15 protein-coding genes are annotated in these 18,937 nt (G+C 73.0%); 6 read left to right on the top strand and 9 right to left on the bottom strand.

The features are described 5' to 3' along the window. Positions 1 to 31 precede the first annotated feature (31 nt). Positions 32 to 1,291, bottom strand: coding sequence for a TIR domain-containing protein (locus FRCN3DRAFT_RS0216700; RefSeq protein WP_007511900.1), 1,260 nt, complete (start codon positions 1,289 to 1,291; stop codon positions 32 to 34). 146 nt (positions 1,292 to 1,437) lie between these two features. Here FRCN3DRAFT_RS0216700 and FRCN3DRAFT_RS54100 point away from each other — a divergent pair, with 146 nt between their 5' ends. Beyond that, positions 1,438 to 1,602 (top strand): hypothetical protein, encoded by a 165-nt coding sequence (locus FRCN3DRAFT_RS54100; RefSeq protein WP_007511899.1) that lies wholly within the window; start codon positions 1,438 to 1,440, stop codon positions 1,600 to 1,602. Here the strand turns inward: FRCN3DRAFT_RS54100 and FRCN3DRAFT_RS51545 are convergent. After that, a complete protein-coding gene (locus tag FRCN3DRAFT_RS51545; RefSeq protein ID WP_007511898.1) occupies positions 1,599 to 3,125 on the bottom strand; it encodes a toll/interleukin-1 receptor domain-containing protein in 1,527 nt (508 codons plus the stop codon). The two genes, FRCN3DRAFT_RS54100 and FRCN3DRAFT_RS51545, sit on opposite strands and share 4 nt — an antisense overlap. Before the next feature lie 109 nt (positions 3,126 to 3,234). Next, positions 3,235 to 3,660: a cupin domain-containing protein gene (locus tag FRCN3DRAFT_RS0216685; RefSeq protein WP_007511896.1), complete on the bottom strand. Its 426-nt coding sequence runs from the start codon at positions 3,658 to 3,660 to the stop codon at positions 3,235 to 3,237. Positions 3,661 to 4,200: 540 nt separating this feature from the next. On the opposite strand from FRCN3DRAFT_RS0216685, the gene FRCN3DRAFT_RS0216680 reads away from it, so the two are divergent. After that, positions 4,201 to 4,566: a YciI family protein gene (locus FRCN3DRAFT_RS0216680; RefSeq protein WP_007511894.1), complete on the top strand. Its 366-nt coding sequence runs from the start codon at positions 4,201 to 4,203 to the stop codon at positions 4,564 to 4,566. 21 nt (positions 4,567 to 4,587) lie between these two features. After that, positions 4,588 to 6,018: a DUF6596 domain-containing protein gene (locus FRCN3DRAFT_RS44800; RefSeq protein ID WP_007511892.1), complete on the top strand. Its 1,431-nt coding sequence runs from the start codon at positions 4,588 to 4,590 to the stop codon at positions 6,016 to 6,018. Between the two features lie 40 nt (positions 6,019 to 6,058). On the opposite strand, the gene FRCN3DRAFT_RS0216670 is transcribed toward FRCN3DRAFT_RS44800, so the two are convergent. After that, entirely contained in the window at positions 6,059 to 8,182 is a 2,124-nt protein-coding gene (locus FRCN3DRAFT_RS0216670; RefSeq protein ID WP_007511890.1) for a hypothetical protein, read from the bottom strand. A 73-nt stretch (positions 8,183 to 8,255) separates the two neighbouring features. Next, complete coding sequence (locus FRCN3DRAFT_RS0216665) at positions 8,256 to 9,008, bottom strand: FkbM family methyltransferase (RefSeq protein WP_007511888.1); 753 nt, start codon at positions 9,006 to 9,008, stop codon at positions 8,256 to 8,258. 364 nt (positions 9,009 to 9,372) lie between these two features. Between FRCN3DRAFT_RS0216665 and FRCN3DRAFT_RS0216660 the strand changes: the two genes are divergently transcribed. The 3 genes from FRCN3DRAFT_RS0216660 to FRCN3DRAFT_RS44795 all read left to right on the top strand — a co-directional run bounded on the left by FRCN3DRAFT_RS0216660 (position 9,373) and on the right by FRCN3DRAFT_RS44795 (position 12,699). Further along, a complete protein-coding gene (locus FRCN3DRAFT_RS0216660; protein WP_007511887.1) occupies positions 9,373 to 10,272 on the top strand; it encodes a LysR family transcriptional regulator in 900 nt (299 codons plus the stop codon). 314 nt (positions 10,273 to 10,586) lie between these two features. Next, positions 10,587 to 11,222, top strand: a complete 636-nt coding sequence (locus FRCN3DRAFT_RS0216655; RefSeq protein WP_035924845.1) for a TetR/AcrR family transcriptional regulator — start codon at positions 10,587 to 10,589, stop codon at positions 11,220 to 11,222. A gap of 157 nt (positions 11,223 to 11,379) precedes the next feature. Beyond that, positions 11,380 to 12,699, top strand: coding sequence for a nucleotide disphospho-sugar-binding domain-containing protein (locus tag FRCN3DRAFT_RS44795; RefSeq protein WP_007511883.1), 1,320 nt, complete (start codon positions 11,380 to 11,382; stop codon positions 12,697 to 12,699). On the opposite strand, the gene FRCN3DRAFT_RS0216645 is transcribed toward FRCN3DRAFT_RS44795, so the two are convergent. The 4 genes from FRCN3DRAFT_RS0216645 to FRCN3DRAFT_RS0216630 all read right to left on the bottom strand — a co-directional run bounded on the left by FRCN3DRAFT_RS0216645 (position 12,689) and on the right by FRCN3DRAFT_RS0216630 (position 18,884). Continuing rightward, positions 12,689 to 13,048, bottom strand: a complete 360-nt coding sequence (locus tag FRCN3DRAFT_RS0216645; RefSeq protein ID WP_007511882.1) for a VOC family protein — start codon at positions 13,046 to 13,048, stop codon at positions 12,689 to 12,691. The genes FRCN3DRAFT_RS44795 and FRCN3DRAFT_RS0216645 overlap by 11 nt on opposite strands. Continuing rightward, a complete protein-coding gene (locus FRCN3DRAFT_RS0216640; RefSeq protein ID WP_007511881.1) occupies positions 13,045 to 15,117 on the bottom strand; it encodes a hybrid sensor histidine kinase/response regulator in 2,073 nt (690 codons plus the stop codon). Before FRCN3DRAFT_RS0216640 ends, FRCN3DRAFT_RS0216645 begins: the two co-directional genes overlap by 4 nt. Positions 15,118 to 15,289: 172 nt before the next feature. Then, on the bottom strand, positions 15,290 to 17,110 hold the full coding sequence (locus tag FRCN3DRAFT_RS0216635; RefSeq protein ID WP_106410465.1) for a sensor histidine kinase: 1,821 nt from the start codon (positions 17,108 to 17,110) through the stop codon (positions 15,290 to 15,292). 172 nt (positions 17,111 to 17,282) lie between these two features. Continuing rightward, positions 17,283 to 18,884 (bottom strand): bifunctional aminoglycoside phosphotransferase/ATP-binding protein, encoded by a 1,602-nt coding sequence (locus FRCN3DRAFT_RS0216630; RefSeq protein ID WP_007511879.1) that lies wholly within the window; start codon positions 18,882 to 18,884, stop codon positions 17,283 to 17,285. Positions 18,885 to 18,937 lie beyond the last annotated feature (53 nt).

Raw genomic sequence — 18,937 nt, 5'->3', positions numbered from 1 at the left:
CATTCCGCGTAAGGCGCCCGCAAGGCCCAGCTCATCCCGCGTCGGGCATCTCCGGCGTCCTCGGCTGGCCGTTTGGCCGATCGATTTTTCGCACCCATCCTCGGGCGCTTTCGATCAGACTTGTCCTTACAGCATTCTTGTCGAGTCCGAAGAGATCCACGCCGGGAATCTTCGCCAGCACCCCCGTCGGCTCGCACCCCCGAACACGGACAGGGACGAGGGTGCTCCACAGGTGGTCTGGATCCCGCTGCCATCCACGCTTCCACACCGAACCGAACGGGTCAGACTTCAGATAGGCGGGCGAGAGTACGGCGAGCCACCGCCTCGACAGCTTCATCACACCTGTCAGATCGTCGGTGTGGGCGTAGCTCGAATCGTCCAGATGGACCCGATACCCCTCCTCCGAAAGAATCCAGGCGATCCATTGAGCCCAGCTCTCGTCCTCCCGCACGGCTGAGATGAAGAAGTCGTAGCGCGCCAGCTCAAGAATCTTGCGGCGCCCCTGTGGCAGGGCTCCACTCCTGAGGCTGTCGTTGACCCCGCGCCAGAACTCCATCGACGACAAGGGCCGCTCCCAGGGATTCACCTGAGCCGGTGCGAGCAACGAGACATCGATCCCGGCGTCCCGGAGGAGCTGGGTCGCGCTCCCACGCCCATCGTAGATGTCCGCAAGCGTCGCCACCTCGGTGTCGGCGAGGGAGTCCACCAGCTCGGCGGCGGCCGCGCCGCCCGGGATTCCGAGCCAGGCGGAGCTCCTGAACTCCTTTACCTTCACCTCCACTTCCTGGTAGTCGTCCACCCTGACACCCTGCTCGCCATCGACAACCGCGCCCTTGAACATCTCCGGCGAGATGATCACGGCGAGGCCGATCGACGGGTTATCCTCGAGCGCATTCCTGACCGGACTGGATTCCAGCAGCCGCGAACATTCGTTCACCGCCAGCCCGGTCCAGCTGTCCGCGAAATAGACATCGCCGCAGTGCAGCGCGACGCGCAGCCTTATCCGGCCGTCACCGAAGCGGTAGCGGTTGTAATATTCGAGCTGGATGCCCATTTTACGGACGAGATCGGCCACGATGAAATCCTTGTGAACACCGGAGGTACGAAACGCGACGAAACCTCCGTCTCCGCGCTCCTGGCTCCGCGGGTTCGTGTGGTCGTCCTCCGCGATACGCGCCTTCCGGCATGCCTCCTCGACGATCTCGGGCCATGCCTTCTGGATTTCCTTCTGCACGTACGGATCGCGGTCGGTGAACCCGGCCACGTCCAGGCCCAGGACGACTACCGGCATACGCCGATCACCGCCCGGGCTGAACCAGGAGTCCGGAGCACCGCCCTGCCTAGACAACCACATCACCGAACTGGTAAGGCGGCCCCGGCCATCCGGTCGCCCGGTATGTCCGCGACCGTACTGAGAAGAAGGCAGGTTGCTGGCTGATGTATGAGCTGGCCACGATCGCCGACGTCACCCCCGCTGCCGCTCGCCATCACTGTCGAACCGATCTGGGCACGTATGGCCAGATCGGCCACCGAGCCTTGCTCAACCAACTGGCCGCGAACCTGACCTGGTCTTCCTGGCTCCACACCCGTCAGGTCTTCTAACTCGGGCCGGGGAAGGGTGGCGCGGTCGTCGGACGGTAGCGGCCGTCGACCGCACGGCGGATTTGCTCGACGAGATACTGTCTCGCCGCGTCCTCGCGAAGACCGACCAGGTCGATATAGCGGATACCGCGCAACAGGCCACCCGGTTCGCACGGCGCCACCCGCACCGGGATCAGTGTGCGTTCCAGACCGGCGGGATCGTCCAGCCACGCGTTCCCCCAGGCGGTCTGGACCTGCTTCGACGCGAGGTAGGCGGGTGACAGCACCGCGATCGTCCGCTTCGAGGACTCGAGCGCCTCGTTCAGCACCTCGACCGACCTGCTGCCCGCGAGCAGAGCCCAGGACTCAAGGCGCACGGTGTACCCCTCTTTGGTGAGGTACCAGGCGATCCAGGAGCCCCAGCCCTGGTCGTCCTCCGCGGCCGACACGAAGAAGTCCCGCATGGCGCTGTTCGGCCTGCTGGGCGTGCCGGGGTCCCTCCCCGCCTCGGCACCGGAGGCATCGACGCGCCGGCCCGCGGAGGCGTCGGGCGTAGGAGACGGTTCTTCAGTCTCCAGGCCGAAGCTGACTCCCAACTCGGGGATCGTCAGCCAGGCACGCTCCTGAAATTCCTTCACCGTCGCCTTCACCGCGCGGAAAGCCCGTATGTCGAGCCCGCGCCGGCCCTCCACGACCGCGGATCTGTACATCTCGTCGGACACGATGAGCCCGAGATCTGCGTTCGGGTACGCCTCCATCGCCTTCTTCAGGGGGGCGGCGTCGACAAGCCGGGCCGCGACGACGATCGGCGCGCCGGCCCAGCCGCCGCGGACGTCGGGAGCGACGTGTCCTTCGTGCAGGGCCACGCGCAGCCGGATCCGTCCATGGGCATCCCGGCCCTCCTGGTTGTACTCCCGGAGCGCGATCCTGAGCTCGTGGACGAAGTCCGCCGCAATGCGCTCCACCGGCACGACCGAGGGGATCAAGACGATGTAGCCGTCTCCTCGGTCCTGGTCCTGGACCTGCTCGGGAGGGATCCCAGCTCCTCTGACAGCGCTCCAGAGAAGCTGAGGCAGCGCCTTTCGCACCGCGCGCTGGACGGCCTCACCGCGGCCGCTGTACCCGACGACGTCCATTGCCACGACGGTGCCGTGAACCGATTCCCGCGACGCCCCGCCGAAGTCTCCGGCCTGCTTTGGTCCGGTGTTGCCGACCGACGCCCCGCGCGCCTCGTAGTACGCCCCGGGTGGCGGGAACATGCCATCCTGGCCGGCTCTCCGGAGTTCGGCCACCCGTCCGGGAAACAGAATGTTCGCCGGGTACAGCTCCGCTGCCCGGGTAAGAATCCTGAGACGCCCGCCGGCCAGCGCCCCGCGGTCGAGGATCTCGTCGACCGCCTGCCAGTACATCAGGGAACTCCTGACGTCAATAGGCAGGTCCAGCTCGTCCATTCCCACGTACAGGAGTAGCTGGTCGGCCGCCGTCCGATCGCGAAACACCTTCGCGAGCTCCCGGACCTCGTCCTTTTCGAGCTTCTCCGACATCCACGACCCCCGCCACGACGTGCCCGATGGCGCGATGCTACCGGGTCGCCCGCGCCTGTCTCGTTTCCATCGCCGAGCGGACAGGTCGCGCCGGGCCGATGCGGCGCGATCAGCCCAGCGGGTGGCCCGTGGTGGCGTCGACGTGGTCGGGGACTTCCTCGTGACGGTCACCGACGGTGGAGGTTCCCGTTGGTTCGAACATGAGGATCGATGCGCCGCCGGGCGAGGAGGGCTTGTGTTCGACGCCGCGCGGGACGACGAAAACGGCGCCCTTCCCCAGGACGACCTCGCGCTCCCCCGCCTCGCCGTCGGGCGCGGCGGCGCCGGGGCCGCGCAGGGCGATCCGCAGCTCTCCGTCGATCACCAGGAAGAACTCGTCGGTGTCGTCGTGGACATGCCAGATGTGCTCGCCGGCGACCTTGGCCACCCGCACGTCGTAGTCGTTGACCTGGGTGACGATGCGCGGGCTCCAGAGCTGCTCGAAACTCGCCAGCGCCGCCGCGAGCTCCACCGGACGGTTCGGTTCGGTCCCCATTTCCTCATCATCCCGCCTCCTCGCTTCGGGTCGCGCACCCGCGACATCGGCACAGTGAGCCCACCGCCCGCCGCCCGCCGCCCGCCGGCAGGTGGACGCCGGCCATCGACAGCTCTCCATGGCGCATAGAGCGCAGAGGTTGTCCGGAGCACTGCGGCCCGAAGCGGCACCGCCCGGGGTCGATCCCTCAGCCCCACCCACAGCCCGATGGCGGATCGTGTCGGATGAAAGTGCCCAGCGACACCCTCATCCGACACAGCCCAGCAAGGCACCGGCGATGTGTGTCGGGTCCGGGAGCCCATAGGCACGACCATCTGACACGGTTCGCCAGAGGCGGGTCGGAGAGGGGTCCGCGCGGCGGCCGACGCCGGACAGGCGGCAGGCAGGCAGGCACGACGGGCGGTTCGATGCGGAGGACCGATCACACGCAATGTGACGCGCAACACATCTCGGCCCCGATGTAGAGAATGCTGCGGCGGCTCCGACCGGAGGACGTCGGCGCCGGTAGACCGCGCCGGAACCCGAAGGGGAGATGCGACGATGAAGTACCTGGTGACGATCTACGGGTCCAAGGAGACGTGGGAGTCGATCCCGGCCGAGGAGTGGCCGGCGGCGATCGCGGCACAGGAGGCGTTCAACCGGAAGTACTTCGACTCCGGGGAGCTGATCGGCGCCTACGGCTCGGGCACGGAGGCCGAGGCGAAGGTCATCCGGGTGCGCGACGGCGTGCCCGCCGTGACCGACGGCCCGTACCTGGAGACGAAGGAGTTCATGGGCAGCTTCTACATCCTCGACGTCGCCGACGAGGCCCGCGCGGTCGAGATCGCCGCGGACCTGCCGTGGGCGTCGCACGAGGCGGTGGAGCTGGTCCCGCTCCCCCACGAGTCGCCGGCGCCCCAGCGCTGACGGCACCGGGGAGGCGGCGCGGTGGCGGACGAGACGGGACCGGCGACCAGCCAGGCCGGCGGCTCGGGTGGCCGGGCGGTGGGTGCCGGCGCCGCGGGCGACCCGGCCGTGGGCGACCCGGCCGTCGGTGACCTGCTGCGCACGCTCGCGCCGGGGGTGCTCGGTGGGCTGCTGCGCCGCTACCCGGGACAGTTCGACCTGTGCGAGGACGCCGTCCAGGAGGCGCTGCTGGCGGCGGCGACCGGCTGGCCGCGCGACGGGGTTCCGGACAACCCGCGCGGCTGGCTCGCCGCCGTGGCCGGCCGCCGGATGATCGACACGATCAGGGCCGAGGCGGCCCGGCGGCGCCGCGAGGAGGGGCTCGTCGTCGCGACCCCGGCGAGCGAGCTGGTCGCCGGGGCCGCCGACGCCGAGCGCCCGGCCGACCACGACGACTCGCTGCGGCTGCTTTTCCTGTGCTGCCACCCGGCGCTGTCCCCGCCCAGCCAGGTCGCGCTGACGCTGCGCGCCGTCGGCGGCCTGACGACCGCGCAGATCGCCACGGCTTTCCTCGTCCCCGAGGCGACGATGGCGCAGCGGATCAGCCGCGCCAAGCAGAGCGTGCGCGCCGCCGGGCCTGAGTTCCGGATGCCGGCGGCCGGCGCCGAGTTCGGTGACCGGCTGCGCGCCGTGCTGCACGTGCTTTACCTGATCTTCAACGAGGGCTACACGGCCTCCGAGGGGACCGACCTGACCAGGCCCGGCCTGTCCGACGAGGCGGTCCGGCTGACCCGCTGGCTTGCCCGGCTCCTGCCCGAGGGGGCCGCGGAGCACGCGGAGGTACAGGGGCTGCTCGCGCTGATGCTGCTCACCGACGCCCGCCGGCCGGCCCGCGCCGACGCGGACGGCCGGCTGGTGCCACTCGACCGGCAGGACCGTTCCCGCTGGGATCGGGCGCTGGTCGCCGAGGGTCTCGAGCTGCTCGAGAAGGCGCTGCCGGTGGGACCCGTCGGGGCATACCAGGTGCAGGCGGCGATCGCCGCGGTGCACGCCGAGGCGTCGGACACCGAGAGCACCGACTGGCCGCAGATCCTCGGGCTCTACGACGTGCTGGAGCAGATCGCGCCCAACCCGATGGCGGCGCTGAGCCGGGCGGTCGTGCTCGCCCAGGTGGCCGGGCCGTCGGCGGCGCTCGCGGTCGTCGACATGCTCGCCGATGCCGACCGGCGGATGTCGACCCATCACCGTCTGCTCGCCGTCCGCGCGCACCTGCGAGAGATGGCCGGCGACCACGCCGGCGCCGAGGCCGCCTTCCGCGCCGCAGCCCGCCGCACCGCCAGCGAGCCGGAACGCCGCTACCTCCTGGACAAGGCCGCGAGCCTGGGCGACGGCACGAGCCAGGACTTCGACGCGAGCCAAGAATCGGACGCGAACCAAGAATCGGACGCGAGCCACAACTCCGGCGCGAGCTAGGACTCCGACGCGAGCCGAGCCGATGGCGAGCCCGTCCGGGTCACTCCCGCCGCATCGTCACGGTCAGCGCATCTCCCGGACGAACCGTCATCCGGGCGCGCGCGAGGTCGTCGCTGACCGAGCCGACCATCTCGATCCGGATCGCCCCGGGGCTGGTCGGCTCCGCGCCGCCGCTTCGGTAGAACGCCGGGTCGGCCAGCAGCGCGCAGCCGGAGGGATCGGCGCCCACCGGCAGCTCGGCGTCGAGCACCAGACCGTAGACGTCGTGGGGATAAGCAGGGCCCGAATCGTCCAGCCAGGTCGCGGCCGACCCCCGGTAGTGGACAGGACAGCTTCCCGAGGTCTCCATGGCGGTGAACCGCTCCTGGCCGCCGACCATCCCGTCGTCGACGATCTGCAGGCCGAATTCGGCGCGGGGGGCGGCGCCGACGCCCCGCCATTTCCCAACCCAGGGCCACCGCGCCGCCCGCGCCGACGCCGGCGGGCTGCTCGTGGACAGGAGGGGGACGCCGTGCGCCGACGCGCCGGACCCGCTGTCCTCCGCGGCGCCGAGGTCACCCTCGGGCAGCTCGTTCACGGTGCCGAGCGCGATGAACACGACCAGCGCGGCGCCGAGCAGGCACAGCAGCGCCATGGCTACCCGGGAGGCGAGACGCCGCGGTGCCGACCGTGAGCCCGGGCGCCCCCGCCGGCGAGCCTTCGGAGCCTCCCCCGCCGGCGGCTGGGCGGGGATGATCCCGAGCGGCTCCGGCGCGGACGGCGGCCGCGAGGTCCTCAGCGGGCCCACCGGCGTCGTGGCGCCGGCGGCCGCGGCGCCGCCGCCTGGGATGGCGCCGCCGCCCGAGACAGTGGTCCCGGCCGTGGCCGGGACACCCGGCCGCGCGGGCGGCGCCGACACGACGGACGTGCCAGGAGCCAGCGCCAGCCACGGCGCGGTGGGCAGCGTGGACGGGGGTGTGACGGGTGTCGCGCGGGGTGCGCGAATGCCGGTCTGCTCGTCCAGGACACACCATGGGCAGTACGGCAGGCCCGACCGGAAGTGATGCGTCGGTACCCGCGGGCAGCCACGCAGGCCGGTGGCGAGCGCCAGGAGCGCGTCCTGCCACTGCGTCGCCGTCGGCCTGGGGTGCTGGCTGCCCGCGCCGGGGCCGAAGGCCTGGCCGAACATCGCCCGGGGGCCCGGCGGGAGGATGTCCGCCGGCGGCAGGTCCAGCGGCGGTCCGAGGTCGCGGTGCCCGCCCAGGGCGTACAGGCCCCGGCGGGCGAGCTCCAGCTGGCCCGGCGGCGCGCCGTCGCCGCGCCAGCGGCCCGTGTAGGGCCGGTGGCCACCCATCAGCAGCGCGAACAGGTGGACGGCGAGCGCGTACTCGTCGGCGGCGGCCGTCAGCGGTCGGCCGCGCTGCGCGAGCAGCTCCGCCGGCGTGACCTCGGGCCGCCCGACCGGGGACAGGTGCACGCCCGCGTCCGTGGTCACCTGCATCGCGTCGCAGTCGACGAGCGTGACCCGGCCGGTGGAGGTCACCCACACGGCGTCGTCGTGGAAGTCGCCGATGACGTAGCCGCGCGCGTGCAGCACGGCGGTCGCCGCGGCCAGCCGGGTGGCCGCCTCGAGGCGCACACCCCAGTCCTCGAACCAGCTGGGACGGAAGAGTCCAGCCGGGTCGACGAGCGTACGCATCGTGACCCCGACGGGAGGGGCGGCCATCGTGTAGCCCGCCAGCGCGCCGCTGCCGTCGACGACCAGGTCGCGGGGCCAGGCTAAGGCCTCGTACCCGCCCGTCGGCGACCCTGGGACAGGCTGCCCTGAGACAGGCTGCTCGGCGGCGGGCGGGCCGCCGACGAGTGGCTCGGCGGTCAGCGGCTCATCGGCGGTGGGCTCATCGGCGCGCGGCGCGCTCGACGGCGGCTCACCGGCCGGCAGACCCTCGGCGGGGGGCCCGGCGAGCGGTGGATGCTCGATCATCCAGGTCAGCTTGGCCCGCAGCTCGGTCGCCGAGCGGAACAGGTGGGCCGGGGCGAACACCTTGACGGCCGTGTCGGGGACGCCGTCACGCAGGTGCAGCTGACCCTGGCTGGCCACTCCCAGTGGGCGGCCGATGTGGATGCGCGCTCCATCGAGGCCGAACAGATCGGCCAGATCCACCGAGTCCTGCTCGTCGCCCATGGATTCCTCTCAAGCGCGCTCTGCCAGGATCCCACAAACCGGTTCGAGGCGGGCGCGCATGAGAGGAACCGGCTCAGTCGCGGTAGGCGTAGTCGTCGTAGCCCGCCGGAAAGACCTGGTAGCCGGCGTCCCGCAGGATCGCCCGCGCCTTCTCCAGCGAGTCGCCGAGGTGGCATGCCTCGTAGATCAGGTGACGGGGCGCCCAGGTCCTGGAGAAGTCGATCTGTTTGAGGATCTCATAGTCGTAACCCTCGGTGTCGATTTGCAGCAGATCGATGTGGTTGATCTGGTGCTTCGCCAGGAGGGTGTCCAGCCGCATGACCGGGACCGTGACCTCCTCGATCCGCTCGGCGATGTCCGGCATCAGGTTGGCCGACTCCAGGATCACGTCGCGGCGGAACGAGCTGAGACCAATCGCCCACACCGGGTCGCCGGGCTTCCAGGGGACGGTGTACATGGTCATCGAGCCGTTCTCGGTGCCGACCGCGGTCTGCTCGCAGGCGATGCCGGGGGTGTCGCGGTAGGTGTTCCGCAGCGCGGTGAACAGGTGCGGCAGCGGTTCGACGAGCACGCCACGCCAGCCGTAGCTGACGATGACGTCGTGCAGGGGGTCGCCCATCTCGCCGTCGTTGGCGCCGATCTGGACGACGGTCAGCGGATGGTCCGCCTGGTCGGCGATCCGCTTGACGATGGACACCGCGTCGATTCCGGGGCCGGCGGGGCCTCCCCAGAGGCCGGCCCACATGGTCAGCGGCATGCGAGCATTGGCCGGCGGGATCCGGCGGACCACGTTACGGGCAACCCAGCGAGGACTGGCCTTCACCATGCCCGCACGATAGGGGAACCGCTCGGACGTCGATGAACGGGGCGCTCCCGGCTCGCGATTCACCGCTGATCGGTCACTCCCCGCAGCACGTTCACATTCGGCGGGCTTTCCAGGATTCCGCGGCGCGCAGTGACTCCGTTGTCCGGCCACGACCCGGCGACCCGGCGTCGAGGTGGCGCTCCGGCGCAACGCGGACCGGTGGAGCGACGTCTCACCAGGCAGGCCACGGCGTGGTGGCGTCCGTCGCGGGTGCTGTCACGCTTCCGGCCCGCGCGCGACCCATCATGGTCCGACATTGATCTTCGCCGGCTTCATCACTGATAGTGATTACTGGCGGGGACCTGGAGCAGAACCGGGACGGAACGTGGAACCTCGCAGGCTGGAGCACTTCCTGGCGGTCGCCGAGGAGGGCGGCTTCACCAGGGCCGCCGCGCGACTGCACATGGTGCAGTCCGGCGTGTCGGCGTCGATCCGGTCGCTGGAGCGCGAGCTGGGCGTCGACCTGTTCGAGCGCACGACACAGCACGTCGAGCTCACCGAGGCCGGCCGGGCGCTGGTCCCCGAGGCGCGCCGGGTGCTGGGCGCGGTCCGCCAGGCGAGGCAGGTGGTCACCGAGGTACGCGAGGGCGCGCGCGGCACGTTCTCGCTGGGGATCCTGCACAGCCTCACCCCGGGCTCGGTGCTCGCGGCCCTGGCGGCCTTCCGCGCCGAGCACCCGTACGTCCAGGTCCAGCTGGCCACGCCCGACCCCGCGGCCGCCACGTCCCACGCCGCGATGGTCCGGGCCGGCGAGCTGGACCTGGCGGTGCTGATCACCACCGGGCCGGTGCGGGACCTGCGCCTGCACGCGCTGCACACGGGGACGGTCGCGCTCGCCTGCGCCGTCGACCACCCGCTCGCCGCCTCCGGCCGCGCCGCGCTCACCCTCGAGGAGGCCGCCGGGCTCGACCTCATCGAGTTCCCCACCGGCTGGGGCGTGCGCGCCGCCGTGGACAAGGCGTTCGCCGCCGCCGGCCTGGCCGAGCGGGGCACCCAGGTGGAGTTGAGCGACCTGGCGACCGTCGTCGACCTCGTCCGCTACCGGATCGGCTGCGCCTTCGTCCCCGCGTCGCTGGCCGAACGCACCCGCGACATCCGCTTCCTCGCCATCGAGCCACACCCGCCTCGCTACCAGGTGGTGATCGCCACTCGACCCGGCGGTCCCCCGTCCGCCACCGCCGCGCAGTTCCTCGACCGCTGCCTGCGCCTCGGCCGCGCGGCATAACCCACGCGGGCACGGCCCGGCAGGTGGGACCCGGCGGGCGCGGGCCAGCCGGGCTGGAGTCCTTCTCCGCTACCCGGGCCGTTCCGCGCTACCCAGGGGTATGGGGAGCCGTCACCGGCATCCCCATACCTCCTGCCCCCGCGGTCCCCCGTAATCCCCCGTGCTGACCATGATTCCAGCTCGGGCCCCCTCGTCGAGGGCGTGCCGGTATCTGTCCGGGAGCTGTCCCTCCCGACGTCCAGAACCGGCCGATGACGCGCGGACGACAGGGGGCGGCGATCCGCGCCGGGATATTTCGCGGTATCGTAATTCCCGTGAAAGAAGCGGGAGCGGCCCGGCCGTATCGGCAGCGGGAGCGCGCGGTGGCGGCGGAGGCCACCACCCAGCGGATCCTGACCGTAGGGCTCGAGCTGTTCACCGACCGGCCGATCGACCAGATCACCCTCGCCGCGGTCGCCGAACGGGCCGGTGTCGGACTGCAGACGGTGATCCGCCGGGTCGGCACCAAGGACGGGCTGGTGGCCGCCGTGAACGCATGGGTCGGGCCGATGATCGGCGCGGCCCGCGGCGCGCCGGACACCGCGGAACCGGCCGAGGTGGCCGCCCGCGTCGCCAGCCAGTACGAGCGGTGGGGCGCCGTCATCCGCAGGTCCCTGAGCCAGGAGGACATCTCACCCGCGGTCGCCGGGACCGCCACCGACGGCCGGCTCGCCCACCGGGCCTGGGTCGAGGCGGCGTTCCACGACCAGCTCGCCACCCGCCTCGCCGCCGCGGGGCCACCGGCGCGCGACGACCTGCTGGGCCGGCTGCTCGCCATCACCGGCGTCGAGTTCTGGCACGTCCTGCGCCAGGACGCCGGCCTGACGGTGGAGGCATCCCAGGCCGCGGTCGCGGACCTCATCGCCGCCTGCCTCGCCACGTCGACAGCGGCGACCGGCCGCCGCCCCTGAACCAACGCCGAACCACGCCCGAGCGTCCTCGTCGCGACGCGCGGACCATCCGTCACGTCCCACCTCGCCGGCCTCGGCCGGCGCCCACCCACACCAGCTGACCCGCGGCCCGCGTGGCCGCGTCCCACCCTGCCCTTCCCCCTGAACGGAGCCAGCGATGGCGCGCGTCCTCGTCCATGTCACCACCGCCCCCGGGCACCTCTTCCCGCTCGTCCCCGGCCTGCTGGAGCTGGGCCGCCGGGGCCACGACGTCCAGGTACGCGTCGGCGCGGAGCTCGTCGGCGTCGCCCGGGACGCCGGCCTCGACGCCGTCCCCACCGATCCGCGGATCGACGCGATCCCGGTCGCGACGCCCGCCGAGGAGACGGGTCCGAACGGTCTGCGACGGGCACTGGGCGGGCTGATGGCGCGGGGCCCCGCCGAGCGCGCAGACCTCACCGCGGCCATCGAGACCTTCAACCCGGACGTCGTCCTCGTCGACATCAACGCCTACGGCGCCGCCGTCGCCGCCGAGGCGGCGGCCCGCGCGGGTGGGCCGCGCTGGGCGACCACGCTGCCGTCACTGCTGCCGCTGCGCGGGGCGGGCATTCCGCCCTACGGGCTCGGCCTCGCCCCGGCCCGCGGCCCGCTCGGCCGGCTGCGCGACCGGGCGCTGTGGCCGGTGGTGATCCGCCAGTTCGGGAAGGCGATGCTTCCGCCGCTCAACCTGATGCGAGCCGAAGCCGGGCTCGCGCCGCTGGCCAGCCCGTTCGACCATGTGCTCACGTCCGACCGGCTGCTGGTACTCACCGGCGACCCGCTCGAGTACCCGAGGGCCGACCTGCCGGAGTCCGTGCGCTTCGTTGGCGCCCAGCAGTGGGACCCGCCGGCCGAGACGCCGGACTGGCTGGCCGAGCCGGGCGCCCCCTGGGTGCTGGTGACGACGTCGACCGACTACCAGGGCGACGAGCGGCTCGCCGAGGTCGCCGTCGAGGCGCTGCGCGGCGAGCTGGTAGGGGTGCTGGTCACCCTCGGCGGGGCGTACGACACGGCGCGGCTGGAGTCCGCCGGCAACGTGCGGGTGGAGCGGTTCGTGCCGCACGGGCCGGTGCTCGCGCACGCGGCCGCGGTCGTCTGCCACGGCGGCATGGGGATCACACAGAAGGCGATCGCCGCCGGCGTGCCCGTCGTCGCGGTGCCGTTCGGCCGCGACCAGCCGGAGGTCGCGCGCCGGGTCGCCGAGGCCGGCGCCGGCCTGGTGCTGCCCGCCAAGCGGCTCACCGCCGACCGGCGTGCGCGCGGCCGTCCACGCGGCGATCGAGGCCGCGCCCGCGGCCCGGGCCGCGGCCGAGCGGATGCGCGCGAACGGCGGCCCCGACCGCCTCGCCGACGCCGTCGAGGAGCTCGCCGCTCCCTGCCCGGCCCCGCTTACAGGCGCGGCCCGCTGACCCGCGTCCGCCCCTCCGGCCGGCAGCGCAGGGCAGGGACTACTCGGTGACCAGGCAGAACGGGTGGCCGGCGGGGTCGGCGAATACGCGGAAACTGTCCGGGGACTGGTCCCTGGACAGCAGCGTCGCGCCGAGCTCCAGCACCCGCCGCTCGCCCTCGTCGAGGTCGTCGACCTCGATGTCCAGGTGCATCTGCTGCGGGCGGGCCGGGTCCGGCCAGCTCGGCGGGACGTGGTCGGGCGCGAGCTGGAAGTCCAGGCGGGCGCCGGCCGGGCCGCCGAGCACCACCCAGTCCGCCTCGATCTTGGTGACCGACAGGCCCAGCAGCGCACCGTAGAACTCGGCGAGCGCGAGCGGGTCGGGGCAGTCCAGGACCATCGTCTGCAGCTTCCCGATCATGATCCTCCCGTCGTGAGACCGGTGGGTTGAGGACGCAGGCCAGGGACGCGGCGGGTTGTCTTCGCGGCGGCGAGCAGCTCGCTGACCTTCTCGGTGAGCACCGCCGGCGAGCACGGCTTCTCCACGTGGGCGACGCCGTGCGACGCGACGGGCGTCGGGTTGATCATGCCCCGGTGGTAGGCGGACACATACAGCACCGGCAGGCCGGGGCGGGACGCGCGCAGCAGGTCGGCGAGCTGGCGGCCGTTCATCCTCGGCATCATCACGTCGGTGACCAGGATGTCGAGGGCGGGCGCGTTCTCGGCGAGCTCGAGCGCCTCCGGGCCGTCGGCGGCGGTCAGCACGTCATAGCCCGCCATGAGCAGGATCCGCTCGGTCAGCCGGCGCACCTGCCCGTCGTCCTCGACCAGCAGTACCGTCCCGCGCCCGCCGGAGATCTCGTCGGTGTCCCGCCGGGGGCTGGCCGCGTTCGGCGCCGACGACGTGGCCGGCAGGTAGACCCGCACGACGGTGCCGACGCCGCGCACCGAGTCGACGAGCACCTGGCCGCCCGCCTGGCGGACGATGCCGTAGACGGTCGACAGGCCCAGCCCGGTGCCCTGGCCGGCCTCCTTCGTCGAGACGAACGGCTCGAAGATGAGGCCGCGGATCTCCTCCGGGATGCCGACGCCGGTGTCCGCGACGGTGAGCAGCACATGCTCCGCCAGGCCGCCACTCGCGCCGTCGACGCCGATGCCGGCCGGCGCGTGCGTGGCCGGCGTGAGCAGGGCGCGCGCCGTGCTGATCGTGAGCTGGCCGCCGTCGGGCATCGCGTCCCGGCTGTTCACCGCCAGGTTGATGAGCACCTGCTCGAGCTGGCCGCGGTCGGCCCAGACGATCGCGTTCTGGGCCTCGGCCCGCACGACGATCTGGATGTTCTCCCGGATCAGCCTGCGAAGCATGTCCTCGACGCCGCCCACGAGCTCGTTGACGTCGACGGCCTGCGGCTGGATCGCCTGGGTGCGGGAGAACGCGAGCAGCTGGCGGGTGAGCGCCGAGGCGCGCGCGGCCGCGTCCCGGATCGCGACGACGTCGCGGCGGACCGGCCCCTCGACCTCGCCGAGCAGAAGGGCGGCGTAACCGTCGATCACGGTGAGCAGGTTGTTGAAGTCGTGCGCCACGCCGCCGGCGAGCTGGCCGACCGCGTCCAGCCGCTGCGACTGCCGCAGCTGTGCCTCCACGTTGCGCCGCTCGGTCACGTCGGCGACCATCGCGAGCGCCCCGCCGAAGCTGTCCGAGGGCGTCGCGCCCCCCGGGCCGTGGCCGTCCGCCGGCGGGAGGGCGGCGCGTTGCGTCCCGGCCGGTCCGGTCTCGCTGTCGGCGCGGGCGGTGAGCGCGATCTGCGCGTGCACCCTGTGGCCACGGCCGTCACCCGGCGAGCCGCCGGCGGGGGCGAGCTCGACCTCGATGCGCTGGGTGCCGCGTTCACGAACCGCCGCCAGCGCGGCCAGCAGCGGCCCCCGGTGGCTGGGCAGCACCAGGTCGGCGAACGTCATGCCGTACACCTCGCGCGGCGTATGACCGACGAGAGCGGCGAACTGGGCGTTGGAGTAGTCGATGGCGCCGGTGGCGTCGATGAGGACGACGCCCTCACTGGTGGTCTCCACAATTCCGCGGTATCGCTGTTCGGACAGCCGCAGCTTGCGTTCCGCGGTCTGGCGCAGCCGCAGGTCCTCGAACACGGCCGCGCCGCGGACAAGCGCCGGGAAACGTCCACGCAGTGACCAGTACCAGATACCGACGAACGCCGTGACCACGTCCCAGACGGCGCTGGCAAGCCCGAGGCCGCCCAGCTCGCCGCCGTGTATGTGGAAGGCCCCTGCCGACGGGTTCGCGGCGACGCTGAAGTACAACACGGCATGCAGGCCGTGCCCGACCGCGCAGGTGAAGAAGATCGCGGCAGTTGCAGTACCCAGCTTGTTGTTGCGCCACTGGCGCGATTTCCAGAGGCCGCGCGCGATCGTCAGCGAGATCGCCAAGTAGGTCGACAAGATGACGGTGTTCGCGAACGCCGCGACCTGGCCGGTCATAGCGAATATTCCGTCGGCATGACGACTATCCTGCCCCTAGTGGCACCCTTCCAGGAAGAACACGATATTCGAAAGCTGTCGGTATCACCCGGGATCGCCGGCTCCGACACGCCGGGGCACGGGTAGCACGGGAGACCCGGCCTACACGTGGGACACGGCCGGCACTCCCCCCTCAGGCCTGGTCTGGGATCGGTGCCGGCAGGGCACAGGGGGCCGCCCACGCGACGCGGGTCCCGACGCCGTCGGGGCCGGGACCGATCTCGAACGAGCCGTGCAGCTCCTCGGCGCGGCTGCGCATGTTCGCGAGCCCACTGTGCCGGCTCGGCTCGCCGATTCCGACCCCGTCGTCGACGATCTCGGCGCTGACCCAGCCGGCCGCGACGGTCACCGTGACCGACGCCCCCCGGCACTGGGCATGCCTGGCCGCGTTCGACAGGCCCTCCCGCACCACGGCGAACAGGTGGTCGGCGACGGCCGGGTCGACGGCGCTGTCCAGCGGGCCGTCCACGAGCAGGTGCGGCTCGAAGCCGAATGCCCTGGTCGTCTCGTCGACGATGCCGCGCAGGGCCGTCCGCAGGCCCGCGCCGCCGACCGCCGACCGGCCTCGCAGTTCGAACACCGTCTGGCGGATCTCGCGGATCGTCGAGTCCAGGTCGTCGACGTAGGTCGCCAGCCGCTTCGCCCGGTTCGGCTGGTCCTCCGCCTCGGCCAGCCCCTGCAGGCCGAGCGCGACGGCGAACAGCCGCTGCATGACGTGGTCGTGCAGGTCGCGGGCGATGCGGTCGCGGTCCTCGAGCACCGTCAGCCGGTTCTGCGCCGCACGCGACTCGGCGAGCTGCAGGGCGATCGCGACGTGCCCGGCGAACGCGGCCGCCATCTCCAGGTCCGCGTCGGTGAACGGCTCCGCGCCCCGGCCGCGCCCGAGGATGACCGCGCCCGCGCTGGTACGCGAGGTGATCAACGGGACGACCATCACCGGGCCGAGGTCGGGCTCGCCAGCGAGCAGCTCGGCGATCTCGGCCGGCGCCTCCGCGGCGAACAGCGGCGCGTGCTCGCGGATCGACCGCCCGGCCAGCGACTCGTCGACGGCGAGTACCCCACCCGCCAGCCGCGCCGCCCCGGCGCCGGCGGCGATGTCCAGGCGCAGGTGCCCCGCGTCGTGCGCGCCGAGCGCCAGCGCGGCCGTGTCCGCCCGGGCGACCTCGCGCGCGCGCCGCACGATCAGCTCCAGCGGCCGGTCACCGTCGCCGAGCAGGTGCCGGGTGATGTCGGCGGACGCCTGCAGCCACTGCTCACGGTGCTGCGCCTGGCCGAAGAGCCGGGCGTTGTCGATCGCGACGGCGGCGCTCGCGGCGAGCGCCAGCACCAGCTCCTCGTCCTCCGCGGTGAACGCCCGCCCACCGCGCTTCTCGGTCAGATACAGATTGCCGAACACCTCGCCGCGCACCCGGATCGGCACACCGAGGAAGGTGCGCATCGTCGGATGGCCGGGCGGGAAGCCGACCGCGCCGGGATGATCCGCGATGTTCTCCAGGCGTACCGGCCGCGGGTCGTGGATCAGGGCGCCGAGCACGCCCTCGCCGCGCGGCAGGTGCCCGATCTCGGCCACCAGCCGAGGGTCGATGCCGACGTGGATGAACTGCTCCAACGCGTCGGCGCCCTTCGCGGTCACGCCCAGGGCGCCATACCTGGCGTCGACCAGCTCGCAGGCGGCCTCGACGATCCGGCGCAGCACCACGTCGAGGCTGAGGTCGGAGGCCACGGTCCTGGTCGCGCGTAGCAGCCCGCGCAGCCGGCCCTGCGTGGCCATGACGTCCTGCGCCCGGTCGACGAGCTGCAGCAGCAGCTCGTCGAGCTCGAGCCGGGCGACGCCGGGGAACTCCAGTTCCTCACCCGGCCGCTCCTCGCTCGGCGGCTCGGATTGCCGAGCCCCGACACGCTGCGCCGGCGCGGCACCGCCAGGCGCCGGCCGGGCGGTCGGATCGGGTCCCATGTCCCCGACACCGTAGCCGATGCCCCCCTGGAGGTGGGGGTCAGTCAGCGCTGCTCGCATCACTTTCCCGGTGGTCGGCCGGCCAGGTCAGGCCGCGCCGCGGGACCGGGACCGGCGCGGGCGGGGCAGACGCGGGACGGGCGGGGACGGGGCAGCCACAGGGTGGGGCTGGCTAGCGCAGGCGGCGGCGGGCCATCGCGGCCGACTCGGTGGGCGGGGCGGTCGTGTGGATCACCGTCGCCGTCGGCCACGGGTCCGCGCGGGCCGCCATCGCGGCGTGCACCGCCGCCGTCGCGTCGGAGGCGTCCCGCCCGCCGGCCGCCCGCCGGGCGATCCTGGCGGCCGCCACCTCGGGCGCGGTCACGCAGCGCAGCTCGACGAGGTCGACCGCCGCGGCGGTGGCGAGCCGCGCCGCGGCGGCCCTGGCGGCGGCCGACGACCACGAGGCGTCCAGCAGCACGTTCTCGCCGTGCGCGAGCGCGTGCCCGGCGCGACGCAGCAGCTCGGCGTAGACGGCCTCGGTCGCCGCCGGCGCGTAGATCCCGGCGTTCATGCCCGGGTTGAGCTCCGCCGGCGCCGGCGCGTCCACCGGCAGGCCGGCGAGCTCCTTGCGCACCACGTCCGAGCGCAGCAGCGCCCAGCCGTCCTCGGCCTCGGCCAGCTGGCCGGCGAGCGTCGACTTCCCGGTGCCCGGCAGGCCACCCACCAGCACCAGGCGTACCCGGCCGCGGCGCAGGTGGTCGAGCGTGAGCGCGGCCAGCCGACGGGCGAGGTCGGCGGCGTCCCCGTCCCCCTGCCCGGACCGCACGCAGGTCACCTTGGCGCGGACGAACGCCCGGTAGGCGATGTAGAGGTGCTCCAGCGACGGCGGGTGCGTCTCGCCGGAGAACTCCCGGTACCAGCCGACGAACCGCTCGGCCTCCTCGCGCGCGCCGAGCCGTTCCAGGTCCATCGCGAGGAACGCCACGTCGCCGAGCACGTCGCCGACCCGAAGCCGCTGGTCGAACTCGATGCAGTCGAGGATGCGCGGGCCATCCGGCAGGCAGAAGATGTCGTCGGCCTGCAGGTCGCCGTGCCCGTCGCGGACCCGGCCGGTGCGGATCCGCTCCGCCAGCAGCGGCGCCCGCCCGGCCAGGTAGCGGCCCGAGAGCTGGTCGATCTCGTCGATGACCTGGCCGTCCAGGATGCCGTCCCGGAAGGGCGCTACTCCCTCGACGCCCTCGCGCCACAGGCCCGCGAGCGTGTCGAGGCTCCCCGCCGCCTCGATCTGCGGCGACGTCGCGCAGGCGGCGTGGAAGGCGGCGAGCCGGCGCGCGACCGCCCGCAGCGCCTCGTCGAGGGGCTGACCGCGCCGGACCAGCGTGGACAGCCGGCGTCGCTCGGGTAGCCGGCGCATCACCACGGCGTGGTCGACGAGCCGGCCCTCGCCGTCGCGCAGATCGGCGACGCCGAGGTAGACGTCGGGGGCGAGGCGCCGGTTGAGCGCGACCTCGTCCTCGCAGGCGGCCAGCCGGGCCTCGCGGGTACGGAAGTCGAGGAACCCTAGGTCGAGAGGCTTCTTGACCTTGTAGACCAGGTCAACGGCGAAGGTGAGCGTCGCGCTGTGCGTCTCGGTCGTCTCGCCGCGCGGTACGGCGTCCACGTCCCATCGGCCGCGGCTGGGGCCCGCGGCCCGTTCCCGTTCGGGCCGCCCTGACCGCCCGGGCCGGCCGGCTCCTGCGGGACCCGGGCCGCGCGCGGCCGCGGGGGCGGTGACGGTGTCGTGCCCGGGCATCGGGCCTCCTCGGCGCGGTCTGGTTGCGGCCCGTCCAGCATCGCCGTCGCCAG

Source organism: Pseudofrankia saprophytica, assembly GCF_000235425.2.
Classification (GTDB): Bacteria; Actinomycetota; Actinomycetes; order Frankiales; family Frankiaceae; genus Pseudofrankia; species Pseudofrankia saprophytica.
The sequence above is the reverse complement of the archived record's forward strand: the minus strand, read 5'-3'. Positions and strand labels throughout refer to the sequence as shown.

What these genes read in the sequence shown, in the direction of transcription:
- FRCN3DRAFT_RS51545 (WP_007511898.1), bottom strand. Translation starts at nt 3,125, where the DNA reads ATGTCGGAGAAGCTCGAAAAGGACGAGGTCCGGGAGCTCGCGAAGGTG.
- FRCN3DRAFT_RS44795 (WP_007511883.1), top strand. Translation starts at nt 11,380, where the DNA reads ATGGCGCGCGTCCTCGTCCATGTCACCACCGCCCCCGGGCACCTCTTC.
- FRCN3DRAFT_RS0216630 (WP_007511879.1), bottom strand. Translation starts at nt 18,884, where the DNA reads ATGCCCGGGCACGACACCGTCACCGCCCCCGCGGCCGCGCGCGGCCCG.
- FRCN3DRAFT_RS0216670 (WP_007511890.1), bottom strand. Translation starts at nt 8,182, where the DNA reads ATGGGCGACGAGCAGGACTCGGTGGATCTGGCCGATCTGTTCGGCCTC.
- FRCN3DRAFT_RS54100 (WP_007511899.1), top strand. Translation starts at nt 1,438, where the DNA reads ATGTATGAGCTGGCCACGATCGCCGACGTCACCCCCGCTGCCGCTCGC.
- FRCN3DRAFT_RS0216665 (WP_007511888.1), bottom strand. Translation starts at nt 9,008, where the DNA reads ATGGTGAAGGCCAGTCCTCGCTGGGTTGCCCGTAACGTGGTCCGCCGG.
- FRCN3DRAFT_RS0216680 (WP_007511894.1), top strand. Translation starts at nt 4,201, where the DNA reads ATGAAGTACCTGGTGACGATCTACGGGTCCAAGGAGACGTGGGAGTCG.
- FRCN3DRAFT_RS0216685 (WP_007511896.1), bottom strand. Translation starts at nt 3,660, where the DNA reads ATGGGGACCGAACCGAACCGTCCGGTGGAGCTCGCGGCGGCGCTGGCG.
- FRCN3DRAFT_RS0216700 (WP_007511900.1), bottom strand. Translation starts at nt 1,291, where the DNA reads ATGCCGGTAGTCGTCCTGGGCCTGGACGTGGCCGGGTTCACCGACCGC.
- FRCN3DRAFT_RS0216640 (WP_007511881.1), bottom strand. Translation starts at nt 15,117, where the DNA reads ATGACCGGCCAGGTCGCGGCGTTCGCGAACACCGTCATCTTGTCGACC.
- FRCN3DRAFT_RS0216645 (WP_007511882.1), bottom strand. Translation starts at nt 13,048, where the DNA reads ATGATCGGGAAGCTGCAGACGATGGTCCTGGACTGCCCCGACCCGCTC.
- FRCN3DRAFT_RS0216635 (WP_106410465.1), bottom strand. Translation starts at nt 17,110, where the DNA reads ATGGGACCCGATCCGACCGCCCGGCCGGCGCCTGGCGGTGCCGCGCCG.